General features: G+C 74.0%; 16 protein-coding genes and 1 pseudogene. 12 read left to right on the forward strand and 5 right to left on the reverse strand.

The genetic code is table 11. The annotated features are described in order from the left end of the window. The first annotated feature begins 84 nt into the window (after positions 1-84). From ssgD to ACZ4W9_RS03200, 4 genes and pseudogenes are all read left to right on the forward strand, one after another. Positions 85-501: a spore wall synthesis regulator SsgD gene (gene ssgD, locus ACZ4W9_RS03185; protein WP_467932802.1), complete on the forward strand. Its 417-nt coding sequence runs from the start codon at positions 85-87 to the stop codon at positions 499-501. Between the two features lie 403 nt (positions 502-904). Further along, positions 905-1,201: pseudogene (locus tag ACZ4W9_RS03190) on the forward strand (ATP-binding cassette domain-containing protein); the annotation flags it as partial. Between the two features lie 112 nt (positions 1,202-1,313). After that, positions 1,314-2,090: a dimethylargininase gene (gene ddaH / locus ACZ4W9_RS03195; protein ID WP_467932804.1), complete on the forward strand. Its 777-nt coding sequence runs from the start codon at positions 1,314-1,316 to the stop codon at positions 2,088-2,090. A 226-nt stretch (positions 2,091-2,316) separates the two neighbouring features. Continuing rightward, positions 2,317-3,291 (forward strand): acyl-ACP desaturase, encoded by a 975-nt coding sequence (locus ACZ4W9_RS03200; RefSeq protein ID WP_467932805.1) that lies wholly within the window; start codon positions 2,317-2,319, stop codon positions 3,289-3,291. Positions 3,292-3,316: 25 nt separating this feature from the next. On the opposite strand, the gene ACZ4W9_RS03205 is transcribed toward ACZ4W9_RS03200, so the two are convergent. From ACZ4W9_RS03205 to ligD, 3 genes are all read right to left on the reverse strand, one after another. After that, complete coding sequence (locus tag ACZ4W9_RS03205) at positions 3,317-3,562, reverse strand: WhiB family transcriptional regulator (protein ID WP_467932807.1); 246 nt, start codon at positions 3,560-3,562, stop codon at positions 3,317-3,319. A 235-nt stretch (positions 3,563-3,797) separates the two neighbouring features. Continuing rightward, the gene (locus ACZ4W9_RS03210) at positions 3,798-4,874 is read right to left on the reverse strand and encodes a LacI family DNA-binding transcriptional regulator (protein WP_467932808.1); all 1,077 of its coding nucleotides are present in this window, start codon (positions 4,872-4,874) and stop codon (positions 3,798-3,800) included. A gap of 216 nt (positions 4,875-5,090) precedes the next feature. Then, positions 5,091-6,110 carry a non-homologous end-joining DNA ligase gene (gene ligD / locus ACZ4W9_RS03215; protein ID WP_467932809.1) on the reverse strand — a complete coding sequence of 340 codons (1,020 nt, stop codon included), beginning with the start codon at positions 6,108-6,110 and terminating at the stop codon, positions 5,091-5,093. Positions 6,111-6,183: 73 nt separating this feature from the next. Here ligD and ACZ4W9_RS03220 point away from each other — a divergent pair, with 73 nt between their 5' ends. Then, a complete protein-coding gene (locus ACZ4W9_RS03220) occupies positions 6,184-7,257 on the forward strand; it encodes an ATP-dependent DNA ligase (RefSeq protein ID WP_467932811.1) in 1,074 nt (357 codons plus the stop codon). An 88-nt stretch (positions 7,258-7,345) separates the two neighbouring features. Here the strand turns inward: ACZ4W9_RS03220 and ACZ4W9_RS03225 are convergent, their stop codons facing one another. Together ACZ4W9_RS03225 and ACZ4W9_RS03230 are read right to left on the reverse strand one after the other, a co-directional pair. Then, complete coding sequence (locus ACZ4W9_RS03225; RefSeq protein ID WP_467932812.1) at positions 7,346-8,536, reverse strand: zinc-dependent alcohol dehydrogenase; 1,191 nt, start codon at positions 8,534-8,536, stop codon at positions 7,346-7,348. A gap of 118 nt (positions 8,537-8,654) precedes the next feature. Next, positions 8,655-9,119 (reverse strand): MarR family winged helix-turn-helix transcriptional regulator, encoded by a 465-nt coding sequence (locus tag ACZ4W9_RS03230; RefSeq protein WP_467932813.1) that lies wholly within the window; start codon positions 9,117-9,119, stop codon positions 8,655-8,657. 186 nt (positions 9,120-9,305) lie between these two features. Between ACZ4W9_RS03230 and ACZ4W9_RS03235 the strand changes: the two genes are divergently transcribed. The 7 genes from ACZ4W9_RS03235 to pcaDC are packed head-to-tail and all read left to right on the forward strand — an operon-like array spanning position 9,306 to position 15,777. Continuing rightward, positions 9,306-10,061 carry a CoA transferase subunit A gene (locus ACZ4W9_RS03235; RefSeq protein ID WP_467932814.1) on the forward strand — a complete coding sequence of 252 codons (756 nt, stop codon included), beginning with the start codon at positions 9,306-9,308 and terminating at the stop codon, positions 10,059-10,061. Then, the gene (locus ACZ4W9_RS03240; RefSeq protein ID WP_467932816.1) at positions 10,061-10,705 is read left to right on the forward strand and encodes a CoA transferase subunit B; all 645 of its coding nucleotides are present in this window, start codon (positions 10,061-10,063) and stop codon (positions 10,703-10,705) included. The genes ACZ4W9_RS03235 and ACZ4W9_RS03240 overlap by 1 nt, the downstream gene beginning before the upstream one ends. Beyond that, positions 10,702-11,922: a thiolase family protein gene (locus ACZ4W9_RS03245; protein ID WP_467932817.1), complete on the forward strand. Its 1,221-nt coding sequence runs from the start codon at positions 10,702-10,704 to the stop codon at positions 11,920-11,922. Before ACZ4W9_RS03240 ends, ACZ4W9_RS03245 begins: the two co-directional genes overlap by 4 nt. Before the next feature lie 18 nt (positions 11,923-11,940). After that, entirely contained in the window at positions 11,941-12,714 is a 774-nt protein-coding gene (pcaH, locus tag ACZ4W9_RS03250; RefSeq protein WP_467932818.1) for a protocatechuate 3,4-dioxygenase subunit beta, read from the forward strand. Positions 12,715-12,719: 5 nt separating this feature from the next. Next, positions 12,720-13,322 carry a protocatechuate 3,4-dioxygenase subunit alpha gene (gene pcaG, locus ACZ4W9_RS03255; RefSeq protein ID WP_467932819.1) on the forward strand — a complete coding sequence of 201 codons (603 nt, stop codon included), beginning with the start codon at positions 12,720-12,722 and terminating at the stop codon, positions 13,320-13,322. Then, a complete protein-coding gene (gene pcaB / locus ACZ4W9_RS03260) occupies positions 13,319-14,659 on the forward strand; it encodes a 3-carboxy-cis,cis-muconate cycloisomerase (RefSeq protein ID WP_467932820.1) in 1,341 nt (446 codons plus the stop codon). The genes pcaG and pcaB overlap by 4 nt, the downstream gene beginning before the upstream one ends. After that, positions 14,656-15,777, forward strand: a complete 1,122-nt coding sequence (gene pcaDC / locus ACZ4W9_RS03265; protein ID WP_467932822.1) for a bifunctional 3-oxoadipate enol-lactonase/4-carboxymuconolactone decarboxylase PcaDC — start codon at positions 14,656-14,658, stop codon at positions 15,775-15,777. The genes pcaB and pcaDC overlap by 4 nt, the downstream gene beginning before the upstream one ends. Positions 15,778-15,934: the final 157 nt, after the last annotated feature.

The following is a 15,934-nucleotide window of genomic DNA, read 5'->3' on the forward strand; positions in this document are numbered from 1 at the left end:
GCACCGGCCGTTTCCGTCGTCTCTCCCAGTGCCGGGTGTGGGCGCATCCGGGCGCAGTCCAGCCGTCACGAGGGAGCCAAGGCGTTGTCCACCGTCATCGAGCAGCCCGTAGAGGCCCGTCTCGTCGCCGCCGCACCGCGCATGCAGAGCATTCCCGCCACGTTGCGCTACGACCGGCGCGATCCGTTCGCGGTCCGCATGACCTTCCCGGCGCCGGCCACCCTGGAGGGCGTCGACGTGTGCTGGACGTTCTCCCGCGAGCTGCTGACGGCCGGTCTCGAGGGGCCCGAGGGCCAGGGCGACGTGCGGGTGCGGCCGTACGGGTACGACCGCACGGTGCTGGAGTTCCACGCCCCGGAGGGCACCGCGATCGTGCACGTGCGCTCGGGCGAGATACGTCGGTTCCTCGAGGCGGCGGGCGAACTGGTCCCCGTCGGCCTGGAGCATCTCCAGCTCGACCTGGACCACGGCCTCGCCGAGCTGATGCGGGACGCCTGCTGAGCGCCGGGCGCGCGTGAGGGGCCGCCCGGGGGCCTCGCCGCGCATCGCGTTGACGCCCTTTCCCGCCCCTCCTACGGTGTACAGCGGATCTGTCGCCGTCGATGGGAGCAGGACGTTGCTCGTCTGAGGTTCCGAGACATCGCGCCGCACCGGTGAGGTGTGCGCGGCGTGCGACGACCTCGGCGTCCGAGCCGTCCCCCAGGCACAGGACCTTCTTCCGCGGCCCTTCCTGCCCGGCCCTTCGGTTTCCGCCTCGTGGTGTCCCGATACGCGTCCACCCGAACGCCCACACCCTCGCGAGGCGCCCATGTCCGCTTCCCTCACCTGTACCTCCCTGTCCTTCGCCTGGCCCGACGGCACCGCCGTCTTCGACGGCCTGGACCTCGTCTTCGGCCACGGGCGCGCCCGGGCCGACCGGAAGGCGGCCACCCTCTCGGGCGGGGAGCGCTTCCGGGCGGCCCTGGCCGCGTTGTTGCTCGCCGAGCCCGCGCCGCAGCTGCTGCTCGACGAGCCGACGAACAACCTCGACATGGCGAGCGTGCGGCAGCCGACCCAGGCCCTGGAGTCGTACGAGGGCGCGCTGCTGGTCGCCGGCCACGACCTGCCGTTCCTGGGGTCGATCGGGATCACGCGGTGGCTGCTGGCGGAGGGAGGGGAGCCGACGGAGACGACGCCCGAGGCGCTCGCGGAACGGGCGTGACCGGGCGGCCGGGGTTTGGTCCTGGCCACGGCGCGCTGCATGATGACGGACCGGCGCCGGGTGACCGGCGCCGGCCACCACCGTCCGCACCGACCGACACGAAAGGCCCGTCGTGCCCAGCAAGAAGGCCCTCGTCCGCCGCCCCAGCCCCCGCCTCGCCGACGGCCTGGTGACGCACATCGCGCGGGAGCAGGTCGACGTGGGGCTCGCCGTCGAGCAGTGGGAGGCCTATGTGGCGGCCCTGCGTGCGCACGGCTGGGAGACGATCGAGGTCGAACCGGCCGACGACTGCCCGGACTCGGTGTTCGTCGAGGACACCGTCGTCATGTTCCGGAACGTCGCGCTGATCACCCGTCCGGGTGCCGCCGCCCGGCGCGCGGAGACCGCCGGCGTGGAGGAGGCCGTGGCGAGCCTCGGCTGCTCGGTGAACTGGATCTGGGATCCGGGGACGCTGGACGGCGGTGACGTCCTCAAGGTCGGCGACACGGTGTACGTCGGCCGCGGCGGGCGCACCAACGCGGCCGGTGTGCGGCAGCTGCGGGCGGCCTTCGAGCCGCTGGGCGCCCGCGTGGTGGCCGTACCGGTGAGCAAGGTGCTGCACCTGAAGTCGGCGGTGACCGCGCTGCCCGACGGCACGGTGATCGGGCACATCCCGCGGGTGGACCGGCCGTCGCTGTTCCCGGGGTTCCTGTCGGTGCCGGAGGAGTCCGGGGCGCACGTGGTGCTGCTGGGCGGCGGCAGGCTGCTGATGGCGGCGAGCGCCCCGCGGACGGCGGAGCTGCTGAGCGATCTCGGCCATGACGTGGTGACGGTCGACATCAGCGAGTTCGAGAAGCTGGAGGGCTGTGTCACCTGTCTCTCCGTACGCCTGCGGGAGTTGTACACCTGATCGGATGACGACCGCCGCCCGGCGGCCCCGGGACCTGCGGATCCAGGGACCGCCGGGCACACGGAGAGGCCGGGACCGGTGGGCTGATCAGCGGGTTCTTTACCGCCGCCTTAACCTACGGCTTCGTAACCTACGGGTTCGTAGCCTACGATCACGTAGGCTCCCGGCACCGCTCGCCGGGCCGTCCCCTTCCCCGCCCTCTGTCCGGCGTCCCCCTGGAGTTCCTGTGACGATCACTTCCCCGCACCTCGGCAGCCCGACCGTCTGGACCGACGCACGGCTCCTGTACGCACTGGAGGAAGTGGTCGAGAACGAACTCAACCGGCATCTGAAGGTCGCCAAGGACTGGATGCCGCACGAGTACGTGCCGTGGAGCGACGCCCGCAACTTCCCCGGCCTGTTCGAGGACGGGGAGGCCTGGGAGAAGAGCCAGTCGAAGGTCACCGAGGTCGGCCGGATCGCCCTCGTGGTCAACCTGCTCACCGAGGACAACCTGCCGAGCTACCACCACGAGATCGCCACGCTGTTCGGCCGCGACGGCGCCTGGGGCACCTGGGTGCACCGCTGGACGGCCGAGGAGGGCCGGCACGGCATCGTGATGCGCGACTATCTGCTGGCCTCGCGCGCGGTGGACCCGGACCAGCTGGAGCGCTTCCGCATGGCGCACATGAGCGAGGGCTTCGAGTCCGACAACGGGCACTCGATGCTGCACTCGATCGCCTACGTCGCCTTCCAGGAGCTGGCCACGCGGATCTCCCACCGCAACACCGGCCACCAGTCCGGCGACCCGGTCTGCGACCGCATGCTGGCCCGCATCGCGACCGACGAGAACCTGCACATGGTGTTCTACCGCAACCTGCTGAAGGCCGCCTTCGAGATCGCCCCCGACCCGACCATGGAGGCGGTCCGGGACGTCGTGGTGAACTTCCGCATGCCCGGGCACGGCATCCCCGGCTTCGAGCGGGCCGCCGCGCAGATGGCGATCGGCGAGGTGTACAACCTGCGCATCCACCACGACGACGTGCTGCAGCCGGTGCTGCGCTTCCTGAAGGTCCTGGAGATCGACGGCCTCGGCCCCGCCGGGCTGCGGGCGCAGGAGGAACTCGGCCTGTTCCTGGGCGGGCTGAACGCGGAGGCTTCGAAGTTCGACGAGAAGCTGGCCGCGCGCAAGGCCCGGATGGCGGCGCGCGCCGCGGGCTGACGCCCCGCGCGCGGGCCGGGCCGGGTCAGCGGGCGGCGCGCCGGAGGGCGAGGCGTTCCTTCTCCGACAGGCCGCCCCAGACGCCGAACCGCTCGTCGTGGGCGAGCGCGTACTCCAGGCAGGCCGGGCGCAGCTCGCACAGGGCGCAGATGCGCTTCGCCTCGCGCACCGAGCTGCCGGGCTCGGGGAAGAAGAAGTCCGGCCCGGTCTGTGCGCACAGGGCCTGTGCCCGCCAGGTGTCGTCGGCCGGGGTCATGGTGTCGATGTGCATGGGCAGGAGCCTGCCCGAGACAGAAAAACGTTCGATCAACGCCGGCTCAACGACGGGTCCGGGGCCGTCGGCCGCCCCGATGATGCCCCCGCGGTCCCGACGCGCGCACGGCGGCGCGCGGGGCCGGTGTGAAAACCCGGGGAACGCGGAGTGCCCGGGACACCCGGAGCACCCGGGTCACCCGGGATCGGGGGTCACCCGGGGTGCGGGCGGACCGGACCGGGCGACGCGCGGCTCACGCGGAGGCGCGGCGCACCAGGGTGGTCGGCAGGATCACGCTCCTGCCCGCCGCGCCGGGGGCACCGGCCGTCGTGCGCTCCCGGTCCCGGACCTCGGACAGGTCCTCCAGCAGCAGGCGGGCCATCAGCCGGCCCATGCCCTCGATGTCCTGGCGTACCGTCGTCAGCGGCGGGTCGGTCTGCTCGGCGAGCGGCGCCATGTCGTCGAAGCCGGCCACCGCCACGTCCTCGGGCACGCGCCTGCCGTGCTCGCGCAGCACCCGCAGGGCGCCGAGCGCGGTGAGGTCGTTCGCGGCGAACACGGCATCCACGTCCGGGCAGCGGTCGAGGAGTTCGCGCATCGCGCATTCACCGCCGGCCGGGGTGAAGTCGCTCTCCACGACGAGCCGGGGATCACCGGCGCCGGGCACCTCGGCGAGGGCGTCCCGGTAGCCGTCGAGCCGGTCCACCGCCGAGGTCTGGTCCAGCGCCCCGGTGAGGTGGGCGATCCGCCGGCGGCCGAGGTCCAGCAGATGCCGTACCGCCGCGCGGGCCCCGCCCCGGTTGTCGCAGTCGACGTAGACCACGCCGGGGTCCCCGGCCCCGGGGGCGGTGCCCCAGTGCGGGCGCCCGCCGAACACGGTGGGCACGCCCGCGTCGCGTATGAGGCCGGGCAGCGGGTCGTCCAGGTGCAGGGAGAAGACGAGCGCGCCGTCGACATGGTTGCCGGCGAGATAGCGGGCCACGCGCGCGTGGTCGGCGCGGCCCTCGGTGAGCAGCAGCACCAGCTGGTTGTCGTGCGCGGTCAGCTCCTTGCTGATGCCGCGCAGCTGGAGCGCGAAGAAGGGGTCGGCGAAGACCCGGGTGCCGGGTTCGGCGATGACCACCGCGACGGCGTCGTGGCGGCGGGTGACCAGGCTGCGCGCGGCCTGGTTGGGGACGTAGCCCAGTTCGTCCACGGCCCGGCGGACCCGTTCGGCCAGCGGCTCGCGGACCCCGTCGCCGCCGTTGACCACCCGGGACACGGTGGCCCGGGACACCCCGGCCCGCGCGGCCACGGCCTCCAGGGTGGGACGCGACACTGCCTCGGTCACTTCGGGACACTCCTCGTCGGCGGCTGGCGCTCAGGATAGCCGCGGGGTGCCGCCCGGGCCGGTGCCGCGGCAGGCCGGGGCGTGCACCGTGTGCTGCCGGCCGGGCCGCGTACCGCGCGGGACGCCGGCGAGGGGCGCCGGGGGTGGTCCGGGGCCAAGCCCGGGCCGGCACCCGGACCGTCCCGCCGTGATCCCTCCGGGCGAGGCGGGGGCGGCTCAGTCCGGTGGTGTGCGGCGGGCCCGGCTCGGCTGGACGCGGGTGGGCTCGCCGGGCATCTTCGGGTACTCCGGCGGGTACGGCAGGTCGCCCAGGCCGTGGTCGTGTTCGTCCCGGCGGGCCAGTTCCAGCAGCGCGTCCAGGGAGTAGGCGTGGTCGTCCATGTCGGCGTGCACGTCGCCGAGTTCGGCGAACCGGGCCGGCATGGTGGCGAGGTCGAAGTCGCGGGGGTGGGCGACGCCGACCTCCTCCCAGCGCAGGGGGGCCGAGACAGGGGCGTGCGGGCGGGGGCGCACCGAATAGGCGGAGGCGATGGTGCGGTCCCGGGCCGTCTGGTTGTAGTCGAGGAAGATGCGGCGCCCGCGCTCCTCCTTCCACCACTTGATGGTGACGTGCCCGGGCATCCGGCGTTCCATCTCCCGGCCGACCGCGATCGCCGCGCGGCGCACCTGGGTGAAGGTCCAGCGGGGCTCGATGGGGACGAAGACGTGCAGGCCCCGGCCGCCGGAGGTCTTCGGCCAGCCGCGCAGTCCGCCGAACTCGTCCAGCACCGCGCGCAGTTCGCCCGCGGCGCGGGCCGCGTCGTCGTAGTCGGTGCCGGGCTGCGGGTCGAGGTCGATGCGGAGCTCGTCGGGGTGGTCGACGTCGGTGGCGCGGACCGGCCAGGGGTGGAAGGTGAGGGTGCCGTACTGGGCGGCCCACACCACGGCGGCCTCCTCGGTGGGGCACATCTCGTCGGCGCTGCGCCCGCTGGGGAAGGTGATGTGGGCGGTCGGGATCCAGTCGGGCATGCCCTTGGGGGCCCGCTTCTGGAAGAACCACTCGCCGCCGACGCCGTCCGGGTAGCGCTCCAGGGTGGTGGGGCGCTCGCGCAGGGCACGCAGGATGCCGGGGGCGACCGAGGCGTAGTACCGGGCGAGGTCCAGCTTGGTGAAGCCCCGCTCCGGGAAGAACACCTTGTCCGGGCTGGACAGCCGTACGGTCCGGCCGCCCACCTCCAGTTCCACCGCATCGCCCATGCGGCCACCGTAGGCGCACCCCGTATACCTCGCATACCGGGCGAAGCCATATGCATGCGAGCAGAATCGGAGCATGGATCTGCCCGTCATGCCGCCCGTGAAGCCGATGCTCGCCAAGTCGGTGGCGAAGATCCCGCCGGGGATGCACTACGAGGCGAAGTGGGACGGCTTCCGGTCGATCGTGTTCCGCGACGGTGCCGAGGTCGAGCTGGGCAGCCGCACCGGCAAGCCGCTGACCAGGTACTTTCCCGAGCTGGTCGAGGCGCTGAGGGAGCGGGTGCCCGAGCGGTGCGTGCTGGACGGGGAGATCGTGATCGCGCGCGGCGGGCGGCTGGACTTCGACGCGCTGACCGAACGCATCCACCCGGCGGCCTCCCGGGTGCGGATGCTGGCCGAGAAGAACCCGGCGTCCTTCGTCGCCTTCGACCTGCTGGCCCTGGACGACCACGCCCTGCTCGACGTGCCCCTCACCGACCGCCGTGCCCTGCTGGACCGGGCCCTCGCCCACGCGACCCCGCCGGTGCACGTGGCCCCCTCGACGGCCGACATCGAGGTGGCCCGGCGGTGGTTCGAGCAGTTCGAGGGCGCCGGACTGGACGGGGTCGTGGCCAAGCCGCCGAACCTGCGCTATCTCCAGGACGAGCGGGCCATGTTCAAGGTCAAGCACGAGCGGACGGCGGACGTGGTCGTCGCCGGGTACCGCCTGCACAAGAGCGGACCGGTGGTGGGCTCGCTGCTGCTGGGGCTGTACGACGAGCGGGGCCGGCTCCAGCATGTCGGCGTGTCGGCCGCGTTCTCCATGAAGAGGCGCGCCGAACTGGCCGAGGAACTGCGGCCGCTGCGGATGGACGACGTCTCGGGGCACCCGTGGGCCGCCTGGGCGGACGAGGCCGCGCACGAGACGGCCCGGCTGCCGGGGGCGCCGAGCCGCTGGTCCGGGAAGAAGGACCTGTCGTGGGTGCCGCTGCGGCCGGAGCGGGTGGCCGAGGTGGCCTACGACCACATGGAGAACGGGCAGCGGTTCCGGCACACGGCCCGCTTCCGCCGCTGGCGCCCGGACCGTACGCCGGACAGCTGCACCTACGCCCAGCTGGAGGAGCCGGTGCGCTACGACCTGGCGGAGGTTCTCGGCGAGAAGGGCGGCTGAGCGACCGCGACCGGTGCGCCGGCGGGCCGGCAGGCGCCACGGCCGGCAAGTCCGCGGGCCGGCAGGCGCGGCGGCCGGTTGGTGCGCGCTACGGCCGCATCAGGACCTTGACGGCGCCATCCTGCTTGCGCTGGAACATCTCGTACGCGTGCGGGGCCTGTGCCAGCGGCACCCGGTGCGTGGCGAAGTCGTCGACGCCGAGCGGGTCCTCGTCCGTCAGGTAGGGGACGATCTGGTCCGTCCAGCGGCGGACGTTGGCCTGGCCCATGCGGAGCTGGATCTGCTTGTCGAAGAGGGTGAGCATCGGCATCGGGTCGGCCATGCCGCCGTAGACGCCGCTCAGCGAGATGGTGCCGCCGCGCCGGACCAGGTCGATCGCCATGTACAGCGCGCCGAGGCGGTCGATGCTGAAGCGTTCGGCGAGCGGACCGCTGAGCTTGCGGGGCATCATCGAGGTCGCCGTCTGGGCGAGCTTGGCGGCGGCGCTGCCGTGCGCCTCGGTGCCGACGGCGTCGATCACGGCGTCCGGGCCCCGGCCGCCGGTCACGTCCCGGATGGCGTGCACCAGTGCCTTCTCGTCGTCGAAGGCCCTGAGGTCGTACGTCTCGACCCCGCGCCGCTGGGCCCGGGCCAGCCGCTCGGGCACCAGGTCGACCCCGAGGACCCGCTCGGCACCGCGGGCCCTGGCGATCCGGCAGGCCATGTCGCCGATCGGGCCGAGGCCGAGGACCGCGAGGGTGCCGCCGGGCGGGACGGCGGCGTACTCGACGGCCTGCCAGGCGGTGGGCAGCACGTCGGAGAGGTAGACGAACCGGTCGTCCGGCGGGCCCTCGGGGACCTTGATCGGGCCGAACTGCGCCTGCGGGACCCGCAGGTACTCGGCCTGGCCGCCGGGCACGGCGCCGTACAGGCGGGTGTAGCCGAACAGGGGGGCGCCCATGCCCTCGCCGGTGACCTGGGTGGTCTCGCACTGGGTGGGCAGGCCCGTGTCGCACATGAAGCAGTGCCCGCAGGCGATCTGGAACGGCACCACGACCCGGTCGCCGGGCCGCAGGTTCGGCACCTCGGGGCCGACCTCCTCCACGATGCCCATGGGCTCGTGGCCGAGGATGTCACCCGGGGTCATGAACGGGGTGAGCACCTCGTACAGATGCAGGTCGGACCCGCACAGTCCGCTGGACGTCACGCGGATGACGGCGTCCGTGGGTTCCTCGATCCGCGGGTCGGGCACGTCCTCGACCCGGACGTCGCGCTTTCCCTGCCAGGTGACTGCCTTCATGCGTCACACTCCCTCGGTCACATACCGCCTCGTCCGTGGGCGTGGCGGCCGGGTACCCGGGCGGACCGGCGCCGAACCCGGCAGGCGGGGGCGGCGGCAGTCAGCGGGAGCGGCGCGGTCAGCCCCGGGCGGCCAGGGGCTCGGCCGGATGGCGCAGGTCCTCGGCCGCGTCGGCGACCCGGCGGAGCAGGTCGAAGAACAGGCTCTGCTCCTCGGCGGACAGCGGGGCGAGGAACACCTGGTTCATCCGGGCGGTGCGCACGGACAGCTTGCGGTGGGTGCGTGCGCCCTCGTCGGTGAGGCGGAGCAAGAAGCGCCGGCCGTCGCGCGGGTCGCGCACCTTGTGCAGCAGTCCCCGGCGGTCGAGGCGGCTGATCACCTCGGCGATCGTGGAGCGGTCGAGGCCCACCCGCTCCCCCACGGTCCGCTGGTCGAGTCCGGGCTCGGCGACGAGCGCGTTCATGACCGCGAACTGCGGCGAGGTGATCTCCTCGGAGACCATCGTGTTCCACAGCAGGTAGTGCGCCTGCTGGAGCCGCCGGGCGAGGTGTCCGGGATGGGTGGCGAGGTCCACCGCGGCCATGTGCGCTCCCCTGATCGATTCGTTGGTGCACTGAACGATACCCGGACGCCGGACCGGCTGTCCTGTTGTGCGCGGTGGGAGAAATCCAGGTCTTGACGGCGTACGTCTCCGATGGCAGCGTGAGCGGCACCTCAGCCAAATACTCAGTGCCCTGACTATCTGGGCGGGAGAGACGGAGCTTCACGGATGGACAAGGTGGTGGCCGGCGCCGTCGAGGCGGTGGCCGATGTGCCGGACGGCGCGTCCCTCGCCGTCGGCGGGTTCGGGCTCAGCGGTGTGCCGAACGTGCTGATCCAGGCGCTGTACGAGCGCGGTGTCGGCGCACTGAGCGTGGTGTCGAACAACTGCGGGGCGATGGAGTCCGGGCTGGCGGTGCTGCTGGCCGCGGGCCGGATCTCCCGGGTGACCGGCTCGTACATCGGCGGCAACAAGGAGTTCGCCCGCCAGTACCTGGCGGGTGAGCTGGAGCTGGAGCTGATTCCGCAGGGCACGCTGGCCGAGCGGCTGCGCGCGGGCGGCGCCGGCATCCCCGCCTTCTACACCCCGGCCGGCGTCGGCACCCAGGTCGCCGAGGGCGGGCTGCCCTGGCGCTACGACGGCTCGGGCGGGGTCGCGCTGGCCTCGCCGCCGAAGGAGGTGCGGGAGTTCGACGGTGTGGAGTACGTGCTGGAGCGGGGCATCCGCACCGACTTCGCGCTGGTCAGGGCCGCGCGCGGGGACCAGCACGGCAACCTGGTGTTCCGCAGGTCGGCCCGCAACTTCAACCCGCTGGCCGCGATGGCCGGCCGGATCACCATCGCCGAGGTGGAGGAGCTGGTCGAGCCCGGCGTACTCGATCCGGACGCGGTGCACGTGCCGGGCGTCTTCGTGCAGCGGGTGGTGCCGCTCACCCCGGAGCAGGCGGCGGACAAGCGGATCGAGTTCCGGACGGTGAGCGGCTGATGGCCTGGACACGCGAGGAGATGGCCGCCCGCGCGGCGCGTGAGCTGCGGGACGGCCAGTACGTGAACCTGGGGATCGGGCTGCCGACGCTGATCCCGAACCATCTGCCCGAGGGCGTCGAGGTGGTCCTGGAGTCGGAGAACGGCATTCTGGGCACCGGTCCGTACCCCACGGAGGACCAGGTCGATCCCGATCTGATCAACGCGGGCAAGGAGACCGTGACGGTGCTGCCGGGCGCTTCCTTCTTCGACTCGGCGCTGTCGTTCGCGATGATCCGGGGCGGGCACATCGACGTGGCCGTGCTCGGTGCGATGCAGGTGTCCGCCCGGGGCGACCTGGCCAACTGGGCGGTGCCCGGGAAGCTGGTGACCGGGATCGGGGGCGCGATGGACCTGGTGCACGGGGCCCGGCAGGTGATCGTGGTGATGACGCACACCGCGAAGGACGGCTCGGCGAAGATCCTCGAGGAGTGCACACTGCCGCTCACAGGCAAGGGGTGTGTGAACCGGGTCATCACGGACCTGGCGGTCCTGGACGTCACCGAGGACGGGCTGACGCTGGCCGAGACCGCGCCGGGCGTGAGCGTGGACGAGGTCATCGCCCGGACCGACGCGGAACTGACCGTTGCGGGGAGTCTGCTGTGAACCGCGCTCACACGCCCAAGTCCGTGTACATCGTCGATGCCGTCCGCACCCCGTTCGGCCGGTACAACGGCGCCCTGGCCACCGTCCGCCCCGACGACCTGGCCGCCCACACCCTCCGCGCGCTCCTCGCCCGCACCCCGGAGCTGGACCCGGCCCGGATCGACGACGTCTACCTCGGCAACGCCAACGGCGCCGGCGAGGAGAACCGCAACGTCGCCCGGATGGCCGCGCTGCTCGCCGGACTGCCGACCTCCGTGCCCGGCGTGACCGTGAACCGGCTGTGCGCCTCCGGCCTGGAGGCGGTGGTCCAGGCGGCCCGCGCCATCGCCCTGGGCGACGCGTCTCTCGCCGTGGCGGGCGGGGTGGAGTCCATGACCCGGGCGCCGTACGTCCTGCCGAAGGCGGACAGCCCGTTCCCGGCCGCCCACACCGAGCTGTACTCGACCACGCTCGGCTGGCGCATGGTCAACCCCCGGATGGACCCGCAGTGGACCATCCCGCTGGGCGAGAGCGCCGAAAGAATCGCCGACAAGCACGGCATCACCCGGGAGCGGCAGGACGAGTTCGCCCTCGCCTCCCACCACAAGGCCGCCGCCGCCCGGGAGCGGGGTCTCTTCGACGCCGAGCTGGCGCCCGTCCCCGTCCCGCGGCGCAAGGCCGAACCGGTGGACTTCGCCGCCGACGAGTGCGTACGGCCGGACGCCTCCCTCGCCGCCATGGCGCAGCTGAGGCCCGCCTTCCGCGCCGAGGGCGGCACGGTCACCGCAGGCAACGCCTCCCCCCTGAACGACGGCGCCGCGGCCCTGCTCCTCGCCGACGAGGAGGGTCTGCGGGCCACCGGCCGGGAGCCGCTGGCCCGGATCAGCGCGACCGGCCTGTCGGCGACCGACCCGCAGTACTTCGGGCTGGCGCCCGTGGAGGCCGTCAACCGGGCCCTCGCCAAGGCCGGCAAGGGCTTCGGCGATCTGTCGGTCCTGGAACTGAACGAGGCGTTCGCCGCGCAGGTGCTCGGCTGCCTCGCCGAATGGCCGGAGTTCGACCCGGCCGTCCTCAACCCCCTCGGCGGCGCCATCGCGCTCGGCCATCCGCTCGGCGCCTCCGGGGCCCGGCTCGCCGGGACGGTCGCCCATCAGCTCGCCCGCCGCGGCTCCGGCACCGGCGTGGCCACCCTCTGCATCGGCGTGGGCCAGGGCCTCGCCCTCGTCCTCGAACGATAAGGAAGCGTCAGTAACACCATGGCTCTCACCCAGCAGGACATCGATCAGGAGATCGCCGCCGAACGCGCCGCGTACGCCAAGCGCGTCGCCGACGGAGCGCCCGTCGAGCACCATCCGCGCCGCGACTACGCGCCGTACCGTTCCTCCGTGCTGCGCCACCCGAAGCAGCCCCCTGTGGCGATCGACACGCGTCGGGACCCGGAGCTGGTGGAGCTGCGTTCCCCCGCCTTCGGGGAGCGTGACATCACCGAGGTCGACAGCGACCTCACCCGGCAGCACACCGGGGAGCCGCTCGGCGAGCGCATCACGGTCTCCGGGCGGCTGCTGGACCGCGACGGGCGGCCGGTCCGCGGTCAGCTGGTCGAGATCTGGCAGGCCAACTCGGCAGGCCGCTACGCCCATCAGCGCGAACAGCACGACGCGCCGCTGGACCCGAACTTCACCGGGGTCGGCCGCACCCTCACCGACGCCGACGGCCGCTACCGCTTCACCACCATCCAGCCGGGCCCCTACCCCTGGCGCAACCACGTGAACGCCTGGCGCCCGGCCCACATCCACTTCTCGGTGTTCGGCACGGCGTTCACCCAGCGGCTGGTGACCCAGATGTACTTCCCGAACGACCCGCTGTTCCCGTACGACCCGATCCTGCAGTCGGTGACGGACGACGCGGCCCGGCAGCGGCTGGTCGCCACCTACGACCACGCCCTGTCGGTGCCCGAGTTCTCCCTCGGCTACCACTGGGACATCGTGCTGGACGGCCCGGCCGCCACCTGGATCGAAGAAGGACGCTGACCGCCATGACCATCATCGACCCGGGCAGCCCGGAGCGGGTGCTGCCCACCCCGTCCCACACGGTCGGCCCGTTCTACGGCTACGCGCTGCCGTTCCGCGGCGGCGAGGAGATCGCCCCGCTCGGCCACCCGGACACGGTCACCGTGCACGGGTACGTCCTCGACGGCACCGGCGAGCCGCTGCCCGACGCGCTGATCGAACTGTGGGGCCCGCGCCCGGACGGCACGGTGCCGCGGGTGGACGGCTCCCTGCGCCGCGACCCGGCCACGGGCGGCTTCCTGGGGCGCAACGGCGTGGAGTTCACCGGCTGGGGACGGATCCAGACGGACGCGGACGGCCACTGGTACGCGCGTACGCTGCGCCCCGGCGCGCGTGGGCGCAGCGCGCCGTACCTCGGCGTCTGCGTCTTCGCGCGCGGCCTGCTGGTCCACCTGTTCACCCGGATCTACCTGCCGGGCGACGACGCCGCGCTGGCCGCCGACCCGCTGCTGGCCCGGGTGGGCGAGCGGCGCGACACGCTGATCGCGGGCGACGAGGGGAACGGCACCTACCGTTTCGACATCCGCCTTCAGGGCGAAGGCGAGACGGTCTTCCTGGAGTTCCAGTGACATCCGAGTCCTCATCCTGCGCCGACACCGGCCTGCTGGACCCCGGCCGGGGGGCGGCGGGCGCCGCGTCCGAGACCGGCGACCCCGCGTACCTGCGGGCGCTGCTCGACGCCGAGGCCGCGCTGACCCGGGCGCAGGCCGCGCTGGGGCTCGCCCCGGCCGGGGCCGCCGCGGCGGTGACCGAGGCCGCCGACCCGGCCCGGTTCGACCTGCCCTCCCTGGCCGCCCGTGCCGCCGGCGGCGGCAACCCGGTCATCCCGCTGGCCGCCGACCTGACCGCGGCGGCCGGCCCGGAGTACGGCCCCTATGTGCACCGGGGCGCCACCAGCCAGGACATCATGGACACGGCGACGATGCTGGTCGCCGTGCGCGCCCTCGGCCCGGTCCTGGCCGACCTCGGGCGCGCGGAGCGGGCGCTGGCCCGCCTCGCCGCCGGGCACCGGGACACCGTGCTGCCGGGCCGGACGCTCACCCAGCACGCCGTACCGACCACGTTCGGGCTGAAGGCGGCCGGCTGGCGGGCGCTGGTCCTGGACGCGCGCGACCGCCTCGCCCGGGTACGCGGCTCGCTCCCCGCCCAGCTCGGCGGGGCCGCCGGCACCCTGGCGGCCTTCCGGGCGTACGGCGCCCCGGACCCGGCCGCGCTGACGGAGGCGTACGCCCGTGAACTCGGCCTCGCCGCACCGGCGTTGCCGTGGCACACGCTGCGCACGCCGGTCGCGGACCTGGCCGGGTGCCTGGCCTTCACGGCGGGCGCGCTGGGCAAGCTCGCCGTGGACGTGCTGACGCTGTCGCGCACCGAGACCGGCGAGGTGAGCGAGGGCAGCGGCGGCGGCTCGTCCGCCATGCCGCACAAGGCGAACCCGGTGCGCGCCACCCTCCTCGCGTCCGCCGCCCGGCGCGCTCCCCAGCTCGCGGCGACGCTGTACGGCTCGCTGGCCGCCGAGGACGAACGGCCGGCCGGCGCCTGGCACGCCGAGTGGGAGCCGCTGCGCGATCTGCTCCGGCTGGTGGGCGGCGCGGCCGGGCACGCGGCGGAGCTGGCCGAGGGGCTGCGCGTGCACCCGGACGCGATGCGCCGGAACCTCTTCCGCACCCGGGGACTGATCGTCTCCGAGCGGCTGACCGCCCTCCTCACGCCCGTCCTCGGCCGGGCGCGGGCCGGGGAGCTGCTGACCGAACTGGCCCGCCGCGCCCATGCCGAGGACCGCCCGTTGCGGGACCTCCTCGGTGAACAGGAGGAGTTGGCCGGCCTGGACCTGGACGAGGCGACCGACCCAGCCCGCTACACCGGCTTCGCCGGACTGCTCACCGACCGTGCTCTGGAGCGACGTTGACCGTGACCCTCCTCAACCACCGCGCGGAAGGCCCCGCCTCCGCGCCGCCGCTGCTGCTCGGACCCTCGCTCGGCACCTCGCTGGCCCTGTGGGACCGGGTGGCGCCCGAGCTGTCCGCGAGCCACCGGGTGGTCCGCTGGGACCTGCCGGGGCACGGGGGTTCGGCGGCGGACCTGATCGGGCCGGGCGCGACCGTGGGCGACCTGGCCGCGCTGGTGCTGGCGCTGGCCGACGCCCTCGGCATCGACCGGTTCGCCTACGCGGGCGTGTCCCTGGGCGGCGCGGTCGGCCTGCACCTGGCCGTCCACCACCCCGAGCGGCTGACCTCGCTGGCGCTGCTGTGCTCCTCGGCCCACTTCGGCGGGGCGGCGCCCTGGCGGGAGCGGGCCGAGCGGGTGCGCCGCGAGGGCCTCGAGTGGCTGGTGGAGAGCGCCGGCGCACGCTGGTTCACCCCCGGATTCAGCGTGCCGGAACTGATCCGGGACCACCGGTCGGCCGACCCGGAGGCGTACGCGGCCTGCTGCGACGCGCTCGCCGCGTTCGACCTGCGCGACCGGCTCGCCCGGATCACCGTACCGACACTCCTCGTGGCCGGCCGGGAGGATCCCGCGACCCCGCCCGCGCACCTGCGGGAGATCGCGGACGCGGTGCCGGGGGCGGCGCTGGTGGAGCTGCCCGGGGCCTCCCACCTGGCCCCGGCCGAGGTCCCCCGGGCCGTGCTGGCCGCGCTGCGCACCCGGCTGGACGGGCCGCCGGCGAGCGGGCTGGCGATGCGCCGGCAGGTGCTCGGCGACGCCCACGTGGACCGCGCGCAGGCCCGGCAGAACCCGTTCACCGCCCGCTTCCAGGACTTCATCTCCCGCTACGCCTGGGGCGAGATCTGGACCGACCCGACGCTGTCGCGCCGCGAGCGCAGCATGATCACTCTGACGGCGCTGGTCGCGCACGGCCACTACGACGAGCTGGCCATGCACGTCCGGGCGGCGCGCCGGAACGGGCTGTCGCCGGAGGAGATCGGCGCGGTGCTGCTGCAGACGGCCGTGTACTGCGGGGTGCCGGCGGCCAACTCGGCGTTCGCGACGGCCCAGCGGGTGCTCGCCGAGGAGGAGACCGCCTGAGCGGCACCGAGGGCGGCCCCGCCGGTCCCGGCGGCGGCGCGTGGCCGGGGGTGCGGTGCGCCCGGGCCGGGGGCATGTCCACCGGCCCGGCGTGCTGAGCGGCGACGCCGTGAGCCGTGTGCCGCACCCGGCCCCCGTCGCGCAAGGGGCCGCCCGC

The organism is Streptomyces sp. NPDC029296, assembly GCF_055569255.1.